At 61.8% G+C, this 16167-nt stretch carries 13 protein-coding genes; 1 reads left to right on the plus strand and 12 read right to left on the minus strand.

Features of this window, described 5'->3' with window-relative positions; all coding sequences use genetic code 11:
- Nucleotides 1-17: 17 nt before the first annotated feature.
- The 12 genes from PDMSB3_RS13490 to PDMSB3_RS13545 form a co-directional block, all read right to left on the minus strand.
- A complete protein-coding gene (locus PDMSB3_RS13490; RefSeq protein WP_165186605.1) occupies nucleotides 18-650 on the minus strand; it encodes a hypothetical protein in 633 nt (210 codons plus the stop codon).
- A gap of 263 nt (nucleotides 651-913) precedes the next feature.
- The gene (locus PDMSB3_RS13495; protein ID WP_165186608.1) at nucleotides 914-1777 is read right to left on the minus strand and encodes a phytanoyl-CoA dioxygenase family protein; all 864 of its coding nucleotides are present in this window, start codon (nucleotides 1775-1777) and stop codon (nucleotides 914-916) included.
- A gap of 26 nt (nucleotides 1778-1803) precedes the next feature.
- On the minus strand, nucleotides 1804-3336 hold the full coding sequence (gene hutH, locus PDMSB3_RS13500; RefSeq protein WP_165186610.1) for a histidine ammonia-lyase: 1533 nt from the start codon (nucleotides 3334-3336) through the stop codon (nucleotides 1804-1806).
- A gap of 59 nt (nucleotides 3337-3395) precedes the next feature.
- Nucleotides 3396-4364 carry a cucumopine synthase-related protein gene (locus PDMSB3_RS13505; protein ID WP_007181214.1) on the minus strand — a complete coding sequence of 323 codons (969 nt, stop codon included), beginning with the start codon at nucleotides 4362-4364 and terminating at the stop codon, nucleotides 3396-3398.
- Between the two features lie 89 nt (nucleotides 4365-4453).
- Nucleotides 4454-5413 (minus strand): cucumopine synthase-related protein, encoded by a 960-nt coding sequence (locus tag PDMSB3_RS13510; protein WP_007181213.1) that lies wholly within the window; start codon nucleotides 5411-5413, stop codon nucleotides 4454-4456.
- Nucleotides 5414-5514: 101 nt separating this feature from the next.
- Nucleotides 5515-6312 (minus strand): amino acid ABC transporter permease, encoded by a 798-nt coding sequence (locus PDMSB3_RS13515; RefSeq protein WP_007181212.1) that lies wholly within the window; start codon nucleotides 6310-6312, stop codon nucleotides 5515-5517.
- A gap of 59 nt (nucleotides 6313-6371) precedes the next feature.
- The gene (locus tag PDMSB3_RS13520) at nucleotides 6372-7232 is read right to left on the minus strand and encodes an ABC transporter substrate-binding protein (protein WP_232064194.1); all 861 of its coding nucleotides are present in this window, start codon (nucleotides 7230-7232) and stop codon (nucleotides 6372-6374) included.
- A 140-nt stretch (nucleotides 7233-7372) separates the two neighbouring features.
- Nucleotides 7373-8659 carry a TRAP transporter large permease gene (locus tag PDMSB3_RS13525; protein WP_007181210.1) on the minus strand — a complete coding sequence of 429 codons (1287 nt, stop codon included), beginning with the start codon at nucleotides 8657-8659 and terminating at the stop codon, nucleotides 7373-7375.
- A gap of 5 nt (nucleotides 8660-8664) precedes the next feature.
- Complete coding sequence (locus tag PDMSB3_RS13530) at nucleotides 8665-9180, minus strand: TRAP transporter small permease (protein ID WP_007181209.1); 516 nt, start codon at nucleotides 9178-9180, stop codon at nucleotides 8665-8667.
- A gap of 30 nt (nucleotides 9181-9210) precedes the next feature.
- Nucleotides 9211-10149 (minus strand): TRAP transporter substrate-binding protein, encoded by a 939-nt coding sequence (locus tag PDMSB3_RS13535; protein ID WP_232064195.1) that lies wholly within the window; start codon nucleotides 10147-10149, stop codon nucleotides 9211-9213.
- Between the two features lie 170 nt (nucleotides 10150-10319).
- Complete coding sequence (locus PDMSB3_RS13540; protein ID WP_165186612.1) at nucleotides 10320-12302, minus strand: hydantoinase B/oxoprolinase family protein; 1983 nt, start codon at nucleotides 12300-12302, stop codon at nucleotides 10320-10322.
- 1 nt (nucleotide 12303) lies between these two features.
- The gene (locus PDMSB3_RS13545) at nucleotides 12304-14367 is read right to left on the minus strand and encodes a hydantoinase/oxoprolinase family protein (RefSeq protein WP_007181206.1); all 2064 of its coding nucleotides are present in this window, start codon (nucleotides 14365-14367) and stop codon (nucleotides 12304-12306) included.
- 359 nt (nucleotides 14368-14726) lie between these two features.
- Between PDMSB3_RS13545 and PDMSB3_RS13550 the strand changes: the two genes are divergently transcribed.
- Complete coding sequence (locus PDMSB3_RS13550) at nucleotides 14727-16076, plus strand: aminotransferase-like domain-containing protein (protein ID WP_007181205.1); 1350 nt, start codon at nucleotides 14727-14729, stop codon at nucleotides 16074-16076.
- Nucleotides 16077-16167 lie beyond the last annotated feature (91 nt).

The raw sequence follows: 16167 nt of genomic DNA on the forward strand, positions 1-16167 counted from the left end.
TCCGGGTCCACGGTCCGTCAGACGGCGCGGCGATTTTCTTCGCAATCGTCCCAATAGCGCAGCGGATCGCGATGGTCGGGGTATTGCGCGTCCAGCCAGTCAGACAGGATCTTCCACTGCGGATGATTCGGACCGCTCCTCGTGTCCCAGAACGACTCCTTCAGAGCAGCGTTGTTTCGGCCGCGATCTCGCACCACGATCCGGCAGTGATCGTTCGACTCATGGAATTCCGCCTTCAGGTAGTAGCGCGGCAGTATCTGCAATGTCGCGCCCTCCACGATCCGGCCCTGCGCACGAACCACGCCCGCGCATTCGATTCGCAGAACACCGTCCACCGACTTGTCCGCGCGCCACCCGAGCGGCAGCCTGACCACACATTCGTCTTTGCCGACCTTGATCCAGTCCATACGCCAGGTGCGGGCGAGCGCATCGCGCATGGCCGCCGCATCTTCGTAGCCGGGCGGCAGTTCGAATTGGGCCGGGAGAACGACGAGTTCGTCTCCGGTCTGCACTGCGCCGGCCGGATGGTGGAACGGATCATCCTCGAAAGGGTTCGAAGGGCGGCTGGCCGCGGTGTTGCTGGTTTTCGGCAAATCCCCGAAGAGGCTTTCAGCGGCACGGCGTGCGCGCTTCGATTTTTCACTGCCCATCGATTTCTCCGTTGGGGTTGGGTTAGCGTAGGCTTGGTGGGGAACGCGGGTTGATTACGTCATGGCATCGCACGTTGTCGAGCGAGCAGGCGAGCGCAGTGCCCCGGCTACAAGACAGGATTGTAGTCGCAGGATGCGCAAGAGGGCTGACGCTCGTGGGGGGAACCCGGCGATGCCTCACACCGGGGTTGATGAATCGGTCCCGCTCGGGACTCACGGGGCGAGCGCTACCAGTGCCGGCGCGCCCGCGTTCTGAAATACCCTCACTCCTTGTTCGTCCAGACAAGCGGGAAATGCTCGCACGCAAACGGCTCGCCATCAGCAGGTGCGTCATCGGGAAGAGGCGGAGACATCTTCCCGCTGCGGCGCCGAACACGTGCATCATCTCCAAGCCAGCGCGTCGACAGAATCCGCCGGGGCGTGTCGCGCAAGTTGCCCGGGGCGCCGTGAAGGGTCAGCCCGTGAAAGACCAGCACGTCACCCGGCTGAACGCCCCATCCGAGAATGGGCCATGCCGGGCGGTCCGCTTCAATGTCCGGAAGCAACGCCCACCGCGGATCGTCGTCCACGCGCAGCGATCCGTCAATGAAGCGCTGCGGCCGATACCAGGTGCCGGACCGCTGCGAGCCCCCCACGAACTCCAGCACCGCCTCGCGCGGCACGGGATCGACCGGCATCCACATCGTGCAGAACTGCGATCCCTCGACCGGGCTATACGGTTGATCCTGATGCCACGGTGTCGGCTTTGTCGCCCCCGCGTACTTCACCAATACATGGTCGTGCAGGAAAGTCACCGTTCGACTGGAAAACAGTTGAGCCGCAATCAGCCGCGCCGGCGATAAGCGCACGAATGCTTCAAACTCTTCGATCCTTTTCCAGTTGTTGGAGTCCTGAAAGAAGCGCTTCTCGCTTCCGTCGGCAAAGCTCGCTGCGGGTCCCGGCGCGGCCAGATTTCTTTCGATCCCTCGCCGCACGATATCCACCCACTCTGTTGAGAAGACACCGCGTAAGCAGACCGCTCCATTGCGTGCGAAATCTTCTATAACTGCCGCGTCAAGCGCCAATGCGTTCGCCTCCGCCGAAGCAGCGATATGGGCTTCATTCTCGTTAGATCGAGCATCGTTCATTTTCTCTCCCCGATGGAAGCTGTCGGTCAGATATCGAATAGCGTATTGACAATGCCCGGCCTGGAACTTTCCAATGCCCAATTTTTCATTCTCTCGATGTCGTCGGCAAGGTAGCGGTCTTTCGTATAAAAGGAAACGCGCGCGCGAATCTGCACATGCTGTTCCTCCAGCAGTTCACTCGAACGCAGCGGACGATGAAAGTCCATGCCCTGCGCCGCGGCCATCCCTTCTATTCCCACGATAACAGCCGTGTTGTCGGTCATATCCTTGAGCCGTCTCGCAGCAAATGTGGCCATTGAAACGTGATCCTCCTGATTCGCCGACGTCGGCAAACTGTCCACGCTCGCGGGATGTGCGAGCGACTTGTTCTCCGAAGCCAACGCCGCGCTCGTTACCTGCGCAATCATGAAGCCGGAATTGATACCGCTTTCCTTCACGAGAAACGCCGGCAAGCCCGACATATGGCTGTCTAGCAACAATGCCGTACGTCGTTCGGAAATCGCACCAATCTCCGAAATAGCCACTGCCAGCGCGTCTGCTGCCAGCGCAATCGGTTCCGCATGGAAATTGCCGCCCGACAGCACATCGCCATTGTCGAAAACGAGGGGATTATCCGACGCGGCATTTGCCTCGATGGTCAGAATTCCCGCAACGTAGCGGATGTGGTCGAGGCATGCCCCCATGACCTGCGGCTGACAGCGAATCGAATACGGATCCTGCACGCGAGTCCCGTTTCCATGCGACGCGATGATGCCGCTGCCATCGAGCAGTGCCGCGAGACGCCCCGCCACGTCGATTTGCCCGCGCTGGCCGCGCGCAACATGAATGCGCGGATCGAAAGGCACGGTCGAACCTTTCACAGCTTCGAGCGACAACGCACCGGTAACCATCGCCGAAGCGAACACGCGTTCCGCGGCGAAAAGCCCCGAGAGCGCGAGCGCAGTCGACGCCTGCGTTCCGTTGAGCAACGCGAGTCCTTCCTTCGGACCTAATTCAAGTGCTTCGAGTCCGGCGACGCTCAAGCCTTCTGCGGCCGGCATGCGCTTGCCGTCGATGCGCACGTGGCCCACGCCCAACATCGCGGCCGCCAGATGCGCGAGCGGCGCGAGATCGCCCGATGCACCGACCGACCCCTTGCTGGGAATGCACGGATAGACGCCGGCATTGAGCATCGAGATGATTGCGAGCACAACTTGCGGACGCACGCCCGAGTGACCGCGCGCGAGACTGATCGCCTTGAGCGCCATGATCAGGCCGACGACATGGTCTTCCATCGGTTCGCCCGTGCCCACGCTGTGCGAGAGCACGAGATTCCTTTGCAACTCCGCGATCCGCTCAGCGGGGATCGTCGTGTTTGCCAGCCGGCCAAAGCCCGTATTCACGCCATAGACGATCTTGCCGTCCGCGACGATCCGGCTCACGATGTCCTTCGATTTTTCGACCCGCTCGAGCGACGCGCGCTCGATCTGCACCATCGGTCGCGCTTCGATGATGCGGCGCAACTGACCGAGCGTTACCTGGCCCGGCACGAGAGTCAGAACTTCATCTGGTTTGTTCATAGAGATACCATTTCACCTTGCTTGCAATGCGCGCCGCTCGAATATCGCTCAAACAGCAGTCAGGCCAGTTCGACCGTCATCCAGATCAACTTTTTGTTATCAAAGGTCGAGTCCCAAACTGCGCGGCCGACTTGCTCCAGCTTGCCGGCATCCGCGGCGTCGATTTCGCCGAGCACGGGCTGCGACAGGTCTTCCGTAGTCGGACCGTATTGCACGATAAATTTCTGTCCGGTCGACTGCGAATAGCGCAGACGGCCCACCGGCGCGTCGCAGATGCGTTCGCGCAAATGGATCGGCGCGGTGCTCAGTACAGGCGTCCATGCATACATCGACTCACCTGTCACGACCGCGTGATCCTGAATGACCGTGAATGGCAGCGCCGCAACGACATCCCCGCACAGCTCGGGATTCTCTTCGCTTGCAAGCGTCGCATTGACCGTAATGCCGAGCGGTTCCCAACTGATACGAATCCGCTGCCCGCGCGTGATGCATGCGCGTGTCGCGCCGAGGTCGGCGACAGGCAACGGCGCGTCCTGCAGGCGGGCCTCGTCGTAGCGAAAGTGCTTGCCCAATCCCCAAGGGAAATAGTGAAACGACCACGCCTGTAAACGGTTCGTGTAGGCAGTGAACGCACGCAGCGCCGCGACGACGTCGGAACGCGACGTACTGGCGCGAATCAGGCCGCGCAGTTCGACCGCGAGCTTACCCATCTTCGGAAAGCCGCTGTACCGCAGGTAGTTGCTATACGCCGGATCGAGCGCGTCGACGGTCTTTGACAGGCTGATCAGGTCAATCTCCGCATCTTCGGCCAACGCGGTGATGGGGTACAGCGTGTACATCGAGTAATCGCGCAGCATGCCGTGTGCGATATCCCACGTGCCGAAGTACTGGCCATAGCTTCCCGCCGTGTTCTCCATTTCCCCGCAGCGCATGCTTGCGATTTCCTGCGGCTCTTCGGTCATCATCGCTGCGGTCATCGCTTCGACTTCGGCCGTGAATTCTCCCAGACTGCGTAGTTGCTCCGACATCTTTCTCTCCATGAATTGATACTGGATCCCGATTTTCTTTCGGGATCCTTAATTTATAGATTGAATCTACCCATATTATTTAAAGACGCTTACTCGGCGTCTGGCTTCCAGCGGCCCGGACGCTCCTGGCCGTCCTTGCTGCGGTTGTAGAACATGCCGAGATACCAGGGGAACATCTGATACGACCAGGCGCACAGCCGATTGCCATACTGGAGAAAGGCGCGCAGAACCTGCTGGATCTCTTCTTTCGATTCCGCCTTTGCCACGTATTCGCGCACTTCGCCAGCAAGCGCCTCCAGCTTCTTGAATCCAACGACCGACAGATAGCTGGAATATGGAACGTCGAGTTCGTTCAGCACCTGGCTCAGGGCCTTCGGCTCCAGCTTGCCGGCAAGCGTCAGGATCGGATAGATCGTGTACATGATGTAGTCGCGCAGCATGCCGTTTGCGAAGTCCCACGCACTGAAATACTGCCCATACGTCCCTGCGTCTTCCACTTCGCCCAGCCGCAACGCACGAATTTCTTCCGGTTCGACGAGCTGGATGCGTTCCGCTTCGTCGTACAGCTTTTGTGCAAGCGGCGCCAGGTTTATCGGCTTCGCCGGCTTGCCTGAATGGCCCTGGCCTTCGTGTGCCGACACTTCCAGGAAGATCACGTCCTTCTCGTAGAACAGGTTGTTCCACACAGCCTTGCCCACGCCCGGCAGCAGATGGCAATATTCCGGCAGCACCTGGCCCAGCACCGGCTGTGCGAGCGGCTCCTGACCCTTGCCGTATTGCACCGACATCTTGTTGCCGGTCGATTGCGAATAACGCAGACGGCCAATCGGGCATTCCGTGATCAGCTCGCGGTGATGCACAGGCGCGCTGCTGACCACCGGCGTCCATGCATACATCGACGCGCCGGAGACAACCGGATGCGCCTGCGTCACCTTGAACGGCAACTGTTGCCAGAACTCTTCGCACAGTTCCGGATTGCGCTCGTCATTCAGTTCGGCCACGACTTTCACGTTCAGTTGCGGCCATGCGATATCGATCAAACGTCCCATCAGAAACACCTCTTTAAAAAGACCACCTGGTTTTACAGTGCCCCGCCACGTGTCGTGGCGTTCACTTCGTCAATCGCGACGCTTGCGGCTTGCACCGCGCGTCACGAGTTGCCACTCGCCACCCGGGCTCGCGGCGCCTTGGTTGCTTTCGCGGATTGCCGCTTGCCGTTGCGGCCGCCGCGCGAAAGCCACGCCTCGAGCCCGTGCTGTATGAAAGTCCAGACGCCGGTCAGCATCAGGTAATAAACCGACACGCCCAGATACACCTCGAAGGTCATGAAGGTCGCGGCCTGCATCTGCTCGGCCACGCGAAACATCTCCGACACGCCGATCACGCTCAGCAGCGCCGTCGTCTTCAGCATATTGTTGAACTGGTTGCCGAGCGCCGGCACGATGAGCGGCACCGCCTGCGGCAGCACGATGCGACGCATCGCCATTGCGGGCGTCATGCCGACGGCGAGCGCCGCTTCCATCTGGCCGGGGTTGATCGAGCCGACGCTCGCACGCGTGATCTCGCTCATATACGCGGCTTCATGCAACCCGAACGCGATCACACCGGCTACCAACGCGCCGCTGAGATGCAGCGGCCCGAGCGACATCACAGCGGGAAACAGATCGAAACCCACCAGATACGGCAGCCCGAAATAGATCAGCACCAGTTGAACCAGTACCGGCGTGCCGCGAAAGAACCAGATGTAGCCCTGATTCAGCACGCGCAGCGGGAGCGCGTGGTGCATGCCCGACAGCCCCAGCACAACGCCGATCACGGTGCCGAGCAGTTGCGCTATCGCCGCCCCGAGAACCGTGACGACGAGTCCCTGCAGCAGAGCCGGACGCGGATCGAACACGAAGTGCAGGAAAAACGGCATATCGAAGACAAGATGCGGAGCGTGTGGCACAGTGGGCCTCCATGCGTTGAGTCAGAGGTAGACGGCGCGAATCAGCGAGGGGCGCGCCTTTATTCGCACGGGTGCGCCGTGCTGCACAAGGTCACGCCGTCGTCGATGCCCCATGTCTTCACGACCTTCTGCATGTCACCGTCTGCGTTCATGCGATCGATAGCGGCTTGCACGGCCTGCTTCAGTTCGACATTGCCCTTTGGAATCGCGATCGTCCAGGTCTTGGGCGGCACGGGCACACCGCCCACTTCGAAGCGGCCGTGGCTGCGTGAACGGTAATAATTGATGTTGACCGTGTCGCTCACGAACGCGTCGACCCGCCCAAGCGCCAGATCCTGATACGCGGCGGCGTTCGTGTTCAGCTCCACCGTTTCGATGGGCGGCTTGCCCGCTGCCTTGATCTGTTCATTGATCTGATGAAGCACCGAAGCGTTGCGGCTGCCGAGCAGCACCGCGACGCGCGTGCCGCCGAGATCCTCGAACTTCGTCAGATGACGCGGATTACCGGCCGGCACCAGCAGTCCGGATGCAACGCGCCAGTAGTCGACGAGCTCATAGCGCTGCGCACGTTCCGGCGTCTTGCCGAGGCTTGCCATGACCATGTCGCACTTGCCGGTGTCGAGCGCTGCGAAAATGCCGGAGAACTGGTAGTTATCGATGCGCGTCGGCACGCCCATCGCCTTGCCCACCTCTTTCATGATGTCGACCTCCGCGCCTTGTGGCGTCGATCCGTCGTCGGCCGTGCCGTCGGCAGGCGGATTCGACAGATCCGAACAGAACGCGAGGCCATGTTTGGCCATGATCGACGCGGGCGGCGCCACGGCTGCCGCAGCCGCAATACAAGGCACGACGCCCGAACACACGATGGCACAGACAGCCGCGGACGGCAGCCAGTTTGCGATACGAGAGATCATCTTCATTCCCCATTTACTTAGTATGCCGAATTGACAGGTAGCCGCAAGCCTGCCGTGACGACGTTGGCTTCGCGGGTCTGGCTACAAAAATGCGTGATACGTTTTTCCGACTATTCGCGCCCTCCCCTGCGACGCAGACAACAGGATCAGGAGGGCGCGCCCATCACCAGATCAGGCAGCCACGTCGACAGCGAAGGGATCAGCGCCACGACGATCAGGACGATGAGCAGCGGAATCAGCAAAGGCAGTACTGCCATCGTGACGCGTTCCAGCGACACATTGGACACACGTGTCACGACAAAGAGGCCTACGCCCATCGGCGGATGCGCGATGCCGAGTGCGAGAGCGAGCGTCATCACCACGCCGAACTGCACGCGGTCGATGCCGAACTGGTCGATGACCGGCAGCAGCACCGGCACGAGAATGAGCTTGGCCGGCGCGCTTTCGATAAAGCAGCCGATAAAGAGCAGGAATGCGACGAGCAGCAGCATCAGGACCGTCGGCGATTGCGTGAGCGTCAACACGAGCGCTGCCAGATGCTGCGGCGCCTGCTGGATCGCCAGCACCCAGCTCATGAAATGCGAGAAGCCGATGATCACCATGATCAGGGCCGTGACTGAAACCGTGTCGTTGATCGCTTGCCAGACTTTTTTCAGGTTGATGGAGCGGTACGCGAAACCGAGCAGAATCGAATAAACCGAAGCGAGAATGCCCGCTTCGCCAACCGTCGTATAGCCGCCCATCGTGCCGATCAGAATGATCGCCGGTGCGCCGAGCGCGGGCAGCCCGGCAATGACGGTACGCACCGCGAGGTCGAACGGCATGGCTTCCTCTCGCGGATAACCCCGCCTGCCGGCAATGATGCGATTGCACACCATCAGCGAAATCGCCAGCAATGTGGCGGGCACGATGCCCGCCATGAACATGCGGGCCACCGACGCATTGGCCATGGATGCGTACACGATGAACGCAATCGACGGCGGCATGATCGGCGCCATGACCGACGATGCGACGGACACAGCCGCGGCGAATTCAGCAGGGTAACCGCGCTCGCGCATGGCTTTCACTTCGATCGCCCCGAGTCCCGCGATGTCCGCGAGCGCCGAGCCCGAAATGCCGGAGAAGATGGCGGCTGCAATCACACTGACCTGAGCGAGGCCGCCCCGAAAACGCCCGACGAGCACCAGAGCCAGCGAGAAGATCCGGTCGGTCACACCCACCGCGTTCATCAGGTTGCCCGCTAGAATGAAAAACGGTATCGACATCATCGACGGGCTGTCGATGCCTTCGAGCATCTGTTGCGGCAACACATAAAGCGCATCGGTGAAGCCGCTCATCGCGAATACGGAGAGCGCCGACGCGCCGATCGCCATCGTCACCGGCACGCCGAGGGCCATCAGACCGATGAAAAGCACGAACAGGAAGGCGGGCATTGCGTTCACTCCTGCCAGGCGATTGCCGCGCCCGGCGACATGCGCCGCGCAGCGAGGTGATAGAGATCGAGCGATGCATCGATTGCGATCAGCCCGACGACAAGGAACAGCAGCAGCGCTTCGTCGTACTTTGGAATACCGACCAGATCGATCACACCCTGCTGCAGTTCGACGATCTTCGGCGCCTGCCAGAGGATCGTCCCCGACACGAGCAGCACGACGACATCCCGTATCAGGCGAACGAACACGCGACCCGCACCGCCGAGTTTGTTCACGAAGTACTCGATACAGATGTCGCGTCGCGTGCGATGAATCACATAGAAGCCCGCAAAGCACATCCACACGAAAAGCACTTCCGACCATCCGGTGAACGACGCGATTTCCTGATGATGGGTAATGCGCAGTCCGAGGTTGCACAGGCTCAGGGCAACGATGCCGAGCATCAGCAGGCCGGCGACCACCCGCAAGATGCTGCAGCAAAAATCCAGCAGCCGGTCGATATAACCTGTGAGCCTGTGCATATCATCCTTCTCCCACTGTTCGTGACCGTGCTACTGACCTGACGCCGATGCCGTCGTCACGTTCGACTGCACCGACTGCACCGCTGCAAGAAAGCCCTTGGGCAAGGTGCCCGCCGTCGAGCGCGCGTCGTACAGCGTGCGCGCCTGCTGCACGATCGGCTTCGTATCGAGCACGGTGAACTGCACGCCGCTCTTCTTCATCTTGTCGATGGCCGTATCGGTGAAGCTCTTTTCCAGTTCCGCCGCATACGCGCTGCTCTCGGCATAAGCGCGGTCCACGGCGTTCTTTTCGGCCGGCGAAAGCGCCGCATACGCCTTGTGGTTGACGAAGAACGCAACGCTCTGCCAGTACTCGTCGGTGCGTGCCACGTATTTGGCCACCTCGGTCACCTTGATGCTTTCGAGCTGTGAAATCGGACTCGTCATCGCGTCGATCATGTGACGGTCGAGGCCGTCGTACACCGCAGACCAGTCCAGCACCTGCACGCTCGCGCCGAGCCTCGTCCACACGTCGACGCTCAGCTTGTCCTTCGCAAGGCGCAGCTTCAGGCCGCCGATATCGGCGAGGCTGTGCACCGGCTTCGTCGACACGAGCACGCGATACGGGCCGCGCATGAATTGCGACGGATCGCCGAGAATATCCACGCCGGCCTTGTCGTGGATCTGGCCCACCCATCCCTTCACGACGTCGGAGTGCATGAAGTTGACCCACTGCGCGCGGCTCTGGAACAGAAACGGCGAGCTGACGTACTGCACGTCGGGCACCCATTTCGATGCATCCGCAAGCGCGTCCGGAAACACCTGGATCAATCCGCCGCTGATCTGTTCGAGCATGGCACTCGCGCTGCCGAGTTGCGACGCCGGAAAGATCGTTATCGTCAGTTGATCATTCGAGTACTTCGCCACGAGATCGGCGAAGCGCTGATATGCCTTGCCTTCAGGGCTATCGGCCTGCTGATCGGTAGCCATGCGCCACGTGTCCTGCGCGGACGCCGGTAACGCAGTAAGGGAGGACAGCACGAAAGCGATCGCTGCAACGCCGGTACGACAGGTTTTCTTCAGCATTTCTCTCTCACCCAAAACAGGTTGTCTCGCGGACCTGATGCAACTCTCGCGTCGCATGCAGCCCATCCCTTGGTTCAATGCAATACGTTCGGGCCCGACAGCTTCACGGCCTCCTCGTCGAGCACGCGTTCGAGCGTCCCGGGCGTCACGGTCTCGCCCGCTGCGCTCAGGCGCTTGCGCACGGCATCCACCAGCAGTTGCCGATGCGCCTGCGGACGATTCAATGCGGACGTGGCGAATTGCGCGCGGACGGGGTCAGGCCAGATGCGGTCGTAAGCGTCGCGCTCCGGGCCCATTGCGAAGACCGGCGGCGGCGCCGAGGAACGGCGCGCGGCGCGCAGCGTTTCGGTGCCGCTGCGATCGATCGAACCGTCCAGCGCGAAGGCCACACCATAGTCGCGCGTTGCCGCTTCGGCCGAGAGCATCTCGCGCCGCAGATCGCTTTCGATCGCCGCGAGTTCGCGCTCGAGCGGGTCGCCAAATCCGCCGCCCGCCGGTGTCACGAGCCGGATCACGTCGTCACGCTTGAGCTTGAGCACGGTCACGCGTTCAAGCACCTGTTCGCCTGGCGTGCCCGGATTGATCGTGACCTCGGCGAGCCGTCCCGGATGGCCACCCGCAACACCCCACGGCCGGAACGCAAAGCGGTTCATGCCGCGAATCGTCATCGTTGCTTCGGCGTCGGTGTTTTCCATTTCCATCACGAGCGCCGCGCCGCTGCGATAGCGGCCCGCCGAATAGCTGTCTTTCAGCAGACGATTGGCGCGCACGAACAGCATCGTTTCCACTTCGATGATTTCGGTCGGCACGCTGCGTAGATAACCGGAGCGCGAGTCGATTGCATCGACGCCATCGCATACCGAGCGTCCGCCCCCGCCTCCACAAAGCGGGTTGATCACGCTCACCTGCCGCGTGCCGGTGCGCGGATCGCGCGCACTGAGCACGATCACCGCCGACATGCCGGGCCCTGCCGCCGAGAGACCGCCGGCGAGCGCCTGTTGCAGGCAGCCAAGCATCGTGTCGTAGACGCGTGTGCTGGCCGCGACGCGCGAGCCGCCCGCCGCCGGAAACTCGGCATTGATGACAGTCCCGCGCGGCGCGTGCATGGCGATCGGCCGCAGCAGGCCCGCATTGCGCGGCGCGTCGGGTTCCACGGTCAACAGGTAATAAAGAAACGCCTGCACCGTGTAAGGATGGGTGCGCGCGCCGCTCACGTAGTTGTACGCGGCCGGAATCTGCGGATCGGTGCCGGTGAAATCGAAGCCGAGGCTATCGCCCTTCACCTTCATCGACGTACGGATATAGGTGTGCTGGCCGGGCTCGAGTCCCTCCAGATAGTCGCCGAACTCGTACACGCCGTCCGGGATCGACGCGATCACGCCGCGCGCCTTGGTCTCCGCGAAGTCCAGCACGTCCTGCATGCCCTCTTCGACGACGTCCGCGCCGTAGGCATCGCACAGCTGCCTGAATCTGCGGTCCATACTTTGTAGTGCGGACAGCATCGCTTTCAGGTCACCCCATAGATCGTCCGGAATCCGGCTGTTGTCGAGAAAGAGGGTGCGCACGTCTTCATTGAGCACGCCCGCCTTGTAGAGCTTCACCGGGCGGATGCGCAGCCCTTCCTGAAACACTTCGGTGAAGGCCGGCGAAATACTGCCCGGCACCGCGCCGCCAATGTCGGATGCGTGAACGAAGCCCCACGCAAATGCCATTAAGCGCCCACCAAAAAAAATCGGGCGGAGCATTGTCACATCCATCATGTGAGTGACGAGTCCGTCGGTGGAGAACGGGTCGTTGGTGAGGAAACAGTCGCCCTCCTCGATCCCGATCTCCAGCAGCCGTTCGACGGTTGCCTGCAACGGCAGGCCGATGAAAGAATTCACCCCGCTCTGACTCGGATACGCGAAGATTTCGCCGGCCGCCGTCGCGATCGCGCACTGGTAGTCCTGCACGAGTTTGACGAAGGTCGTGTGCGCCGTCCGGTACATGATCGCCGAAGCTTCCTCGACAATTGCCGTGAACCGGTTGTTCATTACTGCGGTACGGACCGCGTCCATCTCAAGACTCCTTCTCAAGCAGGATGTTGCCGTGGGCATCGACCGTCGCCCGGTAGTGCGGTGGCACCAGAATCGTCGTGTCGTGCTGTTCGATGATCGCGACGCCTACGAGCGTGTCGCCGCCGCGCAGGCGCTCGCGTGCATAGACGCCGCATGAGGCCCGCGTCGCGCCTGCTATATGCAACGTCCGTTCGCCGCTGCGGGCTCCGTCGGCGGCACCTGCGACCGGCGTGCTTTGCTGCGTGCCGGATGCGCCGGCGGACGGCATCGGCAGCTTGCCGCGGATACGCAGGCGCAGTTCGGTAAATTCCACCGGCGCCGCCGGATCGGCGTGCGCATAGAGACGCTCGTGCTGGCGGTGGAATTCGTCTTCGATCGCCGCGACGTCGCCGCGGGCGATGGCTGCGGTCGGCACGTTCACTATCAGTTGGAAAGACTGGCCGCGATATCGCGCTTCCGCGCGCTGCTCGAGCTCGACGTCGCGCAGGCTCACACCGACCTCCTGGCTCGCGAGCCATTGACGCGCACTCTGCTCAAGGGCAGCGAATTCGCGCTGGATCAGGGCGCCGCTCACTGTCACGCCCTGCACGCTCTTCACGTCGTCGTGCGTGAGGCCGGCGACGAGCCCGCCATATGCGCAGAACACCGAAGGCATGGCCGGCACCAGTACGCGTCCAATCCCCAATTCCGTCGCCAGCAACGGGCCGTGCAGCGAGCCCGCGCCGCCATAGACCACCAGCGTCACGTCGGCGGGATCGAGGCCATAGCGCGCCAGATACGGCAGCACGCTCGCCACCATGTTCGACGTCGCCACCGTAAGGCAGGCCTGCGCCGCGGACACGACGTCCATCTTCAATGCGTCGGCCACGGGCTGCATCGCGGCACGTGCGGCGTCGACGTCGAGCGTCATGCGTCCACCGAGAAAATGCAACGGATCGATGAAACCGCACAGCAGGTATGCGTCGGTCACCGTCGGCAGCGTGCCGCCGTGGCCGAAGCACGCCGGGCCGGGACGCGCGCCCGCGCTTTTCGGGCCGACCCGCAGCACGCCGCCGTCGATCCAGCAGACGGAGCCGCCGCCCGCGCCGATCGCTTCGATGCCGGTGACCGGCATCATCAGCGGGAAGTCGCCTACTTCGGCGTCGCCGGTGATCGACGGCTCGTTGTCCTGAATCAGCGAGAGATCGGTGCTCGTGCCGCCCATGTCCATGGTCAACATGCAGCGCTCGTTCAGCGCGGCACCAAGGCTTTGCGCCGCCGTCACGCCGGAGGCCGGGCCCGACAGCAGCGTATGGACGGGCAATTCGCGCGCCTCGTCGGCAGAAAGCGCGCCGCCGTTCGACTGCATGATGAAGAGCTTTGCATTCGGCAGACGCGTGGCCAGCCAGCGTTCGATCTCGCCGATGTAAGCACTCATACGCGGCTTCACGTACGTATTGAGCACCGCAACGATCGCCCGTTCGTACTCGCCGATCTTCGGCCAGATTTCGCTGGAGATCGACACGTTGCGCAAGCCTGTCGCTTCGACCACGGCCTTGCGTGCCGCGATTTCGTGTGACGGATTGCGAAAGCTGTGCAGAAAAGCAATGGCGATGCCTTCCACTCCCGCCGCTTTCGCTGCGTGCGCCGCGTGCTTGACCGCTTCCAGGTCGAGCCGCGTGCGCATACGTCCATCCGATCCGATACGCTCCGGAATTTCGAACACGAACTCGCGCGGAATCAGCGGGTCCACCCGGTTGCCGAACAGATCGATCGCGCGGCGCAAACGCAGTCGCTGCAATTCGAGGATGTCGCGAAAGCCCGCCGTCGTGAACAATGCAATGGACGGACCATTGCGCTCGATCACGGTATTGGTGGCCACTGTCGTGCCGTGCACCACCACGATTTCCTCGTGCGTGTGCGGCTCCATCCGTTTCAGTATTTCATTGCAGCCCGACTTGAAGGCTTCGGCGAAATCCGGAGGTGTGGACGGCACTTTCAACGTTTCGACGCGCCCTTCGCCGCCCTCCCGCCAGGCCGCGAAATCGGTGAACGTACCGCCAATATCAACGCCAATCTTAAGCATTGCGTCTCCGCCTTTCACCACCGCCTGACTGCTGTTGCATGACAACTCCGAACGTGCATTGCATGTGGTATTTGCAAATGTGACGAACCCCGGCTCGTTCGCCGGCTAACCTGTTCGATAGCGCGGCGCGAACGTTGTCCGCTTTACGTCGTCAACGTGTGTCTACGCGTTGCTTTGCGCAGTACGTACACTGTGATTGTTAGCTGTCTTGTTCTTCCGACCCGCAAGCCTTACCTCCCGCAGCGGGCACCCAACACAGCGGTAGCTGACAATCGCAGCGAAGCGTTATCGAATGAAAAACAGCTTATGTACATCAAAAAAAATGTACAATCGTTTTTTTGTTATTGAACATAAAGAAAATGATGACCCTCGAGACTCTTGTTGAACTCGTCACCGCCCGGACGATGCGAGGCATCGCGCTCGAAGTCGCGAACCTGATCCGCAACGGCACGATTCCAATCGGCTCGCAACTTCCGCCAGTCCGCGATCTGGCCGACGCCATGGGTGTGAGCCCCGCGACGATCTCCGGCGCGTGGAAACAGTTGCGCACGTACCGGATGGTGAGCGGCAGCGGCCGCACGGGAACATGGGTGCGCGGCGATCAGACCTCGCTACGTCCCGCGCGGTACGAGGACTTCGCGAACTACGGCGAGAACATCGTCGCGGACCTGCGATTCGCGTCGCCCGATCCGCAGTTGCTGCCGGATATTCGCGAGGCCTTGTCGAAGGCACATCGTGTGAGTCATCTGAACAGCTACGTGCGCGACACCATTGCGCCGGAACTGGAAGAAGTGATAGCGCAGGACTGGTCGTACGAAGGTTGCACGTTCACGGCCGTCAACGGCGGATACGACGGCCTGCACACAACGTTGCAAACCATTGTCGTGCCCGGCGCGACCGTCGCGATCGAGGATCCCACCGCGTTGCGGGTGTTCGATATTCTGGAAAAGCTCGGTGCACGCGTCGTGGGCGTGGCGTGCGACTCGGAGGGACCGCTGCCTGAATCCCTCGCGGCGGCACTCAATGAAAAGCCGGTCGTGTTTCTTTTTCAGCCGGGCTCCCATGCACTAACCGGCGAACGCTTGAGCGCAAAGCGCCTCAAACAGCTCGGCGCCCTGTTCAAGGACAACGACACGCTCATCATTGAACTGGACGGCCTTTCGGGTCTCGCGAGTCAACGGCCTCTGAGCCTTGGCAGCATGTACCCTGATCGCGTCGTGCATATCCGAACGATGTCGAAGTCGCTGGGTACGGATTTCCGGCTTGCGGTGCTCTCGAGTTCGAGCAAATTCGCCGATCAGATTCAGGCATACCGCAATTTTCGCGAAGGCTGGACGAGCCGGATCTTGCAGGGGGCCGCGGCACATCTGCTCACCACGCCCAAATCGCTGAAGGAAATCGAGCACGCGCGCAGCGTCTATGCACAACGCCGCGAAACGCTCGGGGCCGCCATGATCGAACGTGGCCTCCACGTTTCGGGCCGCGACGCCTTGTGCATCTGGCTGCCGGTGCCTGACGAGCAGTTCGCGCTTATTACGCTCGCCGCGCGCGGGATCGCGGTGCAGCCGGGTTCCAGTTTTCAGGTCACACCGCGCCCCTTCATACGCGTGGCCACGAGCGCGAATATTACCGCGGAGAACGTCGATGCGATCGCCGACGCGCTGGCTCACGCATCACGCCGTGGCGAAGGTATGCTTTCGAGAGAATAGGCATGTCTGCTTTGGACGGCTGCTTCTTCCTCTACGAAAACGCCGAGCCGTTACGCGCGGCCCGGGGCTTTGTGGTACCGGGATACCGAAG

The sequence above is a fragment of the Paraburkholderia dioscoreae genome (assembly GCF_902459535.1).
Taxonomy (GTDB): domain Bacteria; phylum Pseudomonadota; class Gammaproteobacteria; order Burkholderiales; family Burkholderiaceae; genus Paraburkholderia; species Paraburkholderia dioscoreae.

Excerpts from the sequence above, each read along its gene's own strand:
- PDMSB3_RS13525 (WP_007181210.1), bottom strand. The coding sequence starts at position 8,659 with ATGCCCGCCTTCCTGTTCGTGCTTTTCATCGGTCTGATGGCCCTCGGC.
- PDMSB3_RS13510 (WP_007181213.1), bottom strand. The coding sequence starts at position 5,413 with ATGGGACGTTTGATCGATATCGCATGGCCGCAACTGAACGTGAAAGTC.
- PDMSB3_RS13530 (WP_007181209.1), bottom strand. The coding sequence starts at position 9,180 with ATGCACAGGCTCACAGGTTATATCGACCGGCTGCTGGATTTTTGCTGC.
- PDMSB3_RS13520 (WP_232064194.1), bottom strand. The coding sequence starts at position 7,232 with ATGAAGATGATCTCTCGTATCGCAAACTGGCTGCCGTCCGCGGCTGTC.
- PDMSB3_RS13535 (WP_232064195.1), bottom strand. The coding sequence starts at position 10,149 with ATGGCTACCGATCAGCAGGCCGATAGCCCTGAAGGCAAGGCATATCAG.
- PDMSB3_RS13545 (WP_007181206.1), bottom strand. The coding sequence starts at position 14,367 with ATGCTTAAGATTGGCGTTGATATTGGCGGTACGTTCACCGATTTCGCG.
- PDMSB3_RS13540 (WP_165186612.1), bottom strand. The coding sequence starts at position 12,302 with ATGGACGCGGTCCGTACCGCAGTAATGAACAACCGGTTCACGGCAATT.
- PDMSB3_RS13505 (WP_007181214.1), bottom strand. The coding sequence starts at position 4,364 with ATGTCGGAGCAACTACGCAGTCTGGGAGAATTCACGGCCGAAGTCGAA.
- PDMSB3_RS13490 (WP_165186605.1), bottom strand. The coding sequence starts at position 650 with ATGGGCAGTGAAAAATCGAAGCGCGCACGCCGTGCCGCTGAAAGCCTC.
- hutH (WP_165186610.1), bottom strand. The coding sequence starts at position 3,336 with ATGAACAAACCAGATGAAGTTCTGACTCTCGTGCCGGGCCAGGTAACG.
- PDMSB3_RS13550 (WP_007181205.1), top strand. The coding sequence starts at position 14,727 with ATGATGACCCTCGAGACTCTTGTTGAACTCGTCACCGCCCGGACGATG.
- PDMSB3_RS13495 (WP_165186608.1), bottom strand. The coding sequence starts at position 1,777 with ATGAACGATGCTCGATCTAACGAGAATGAAGCCCATATCGCTGCTTCG.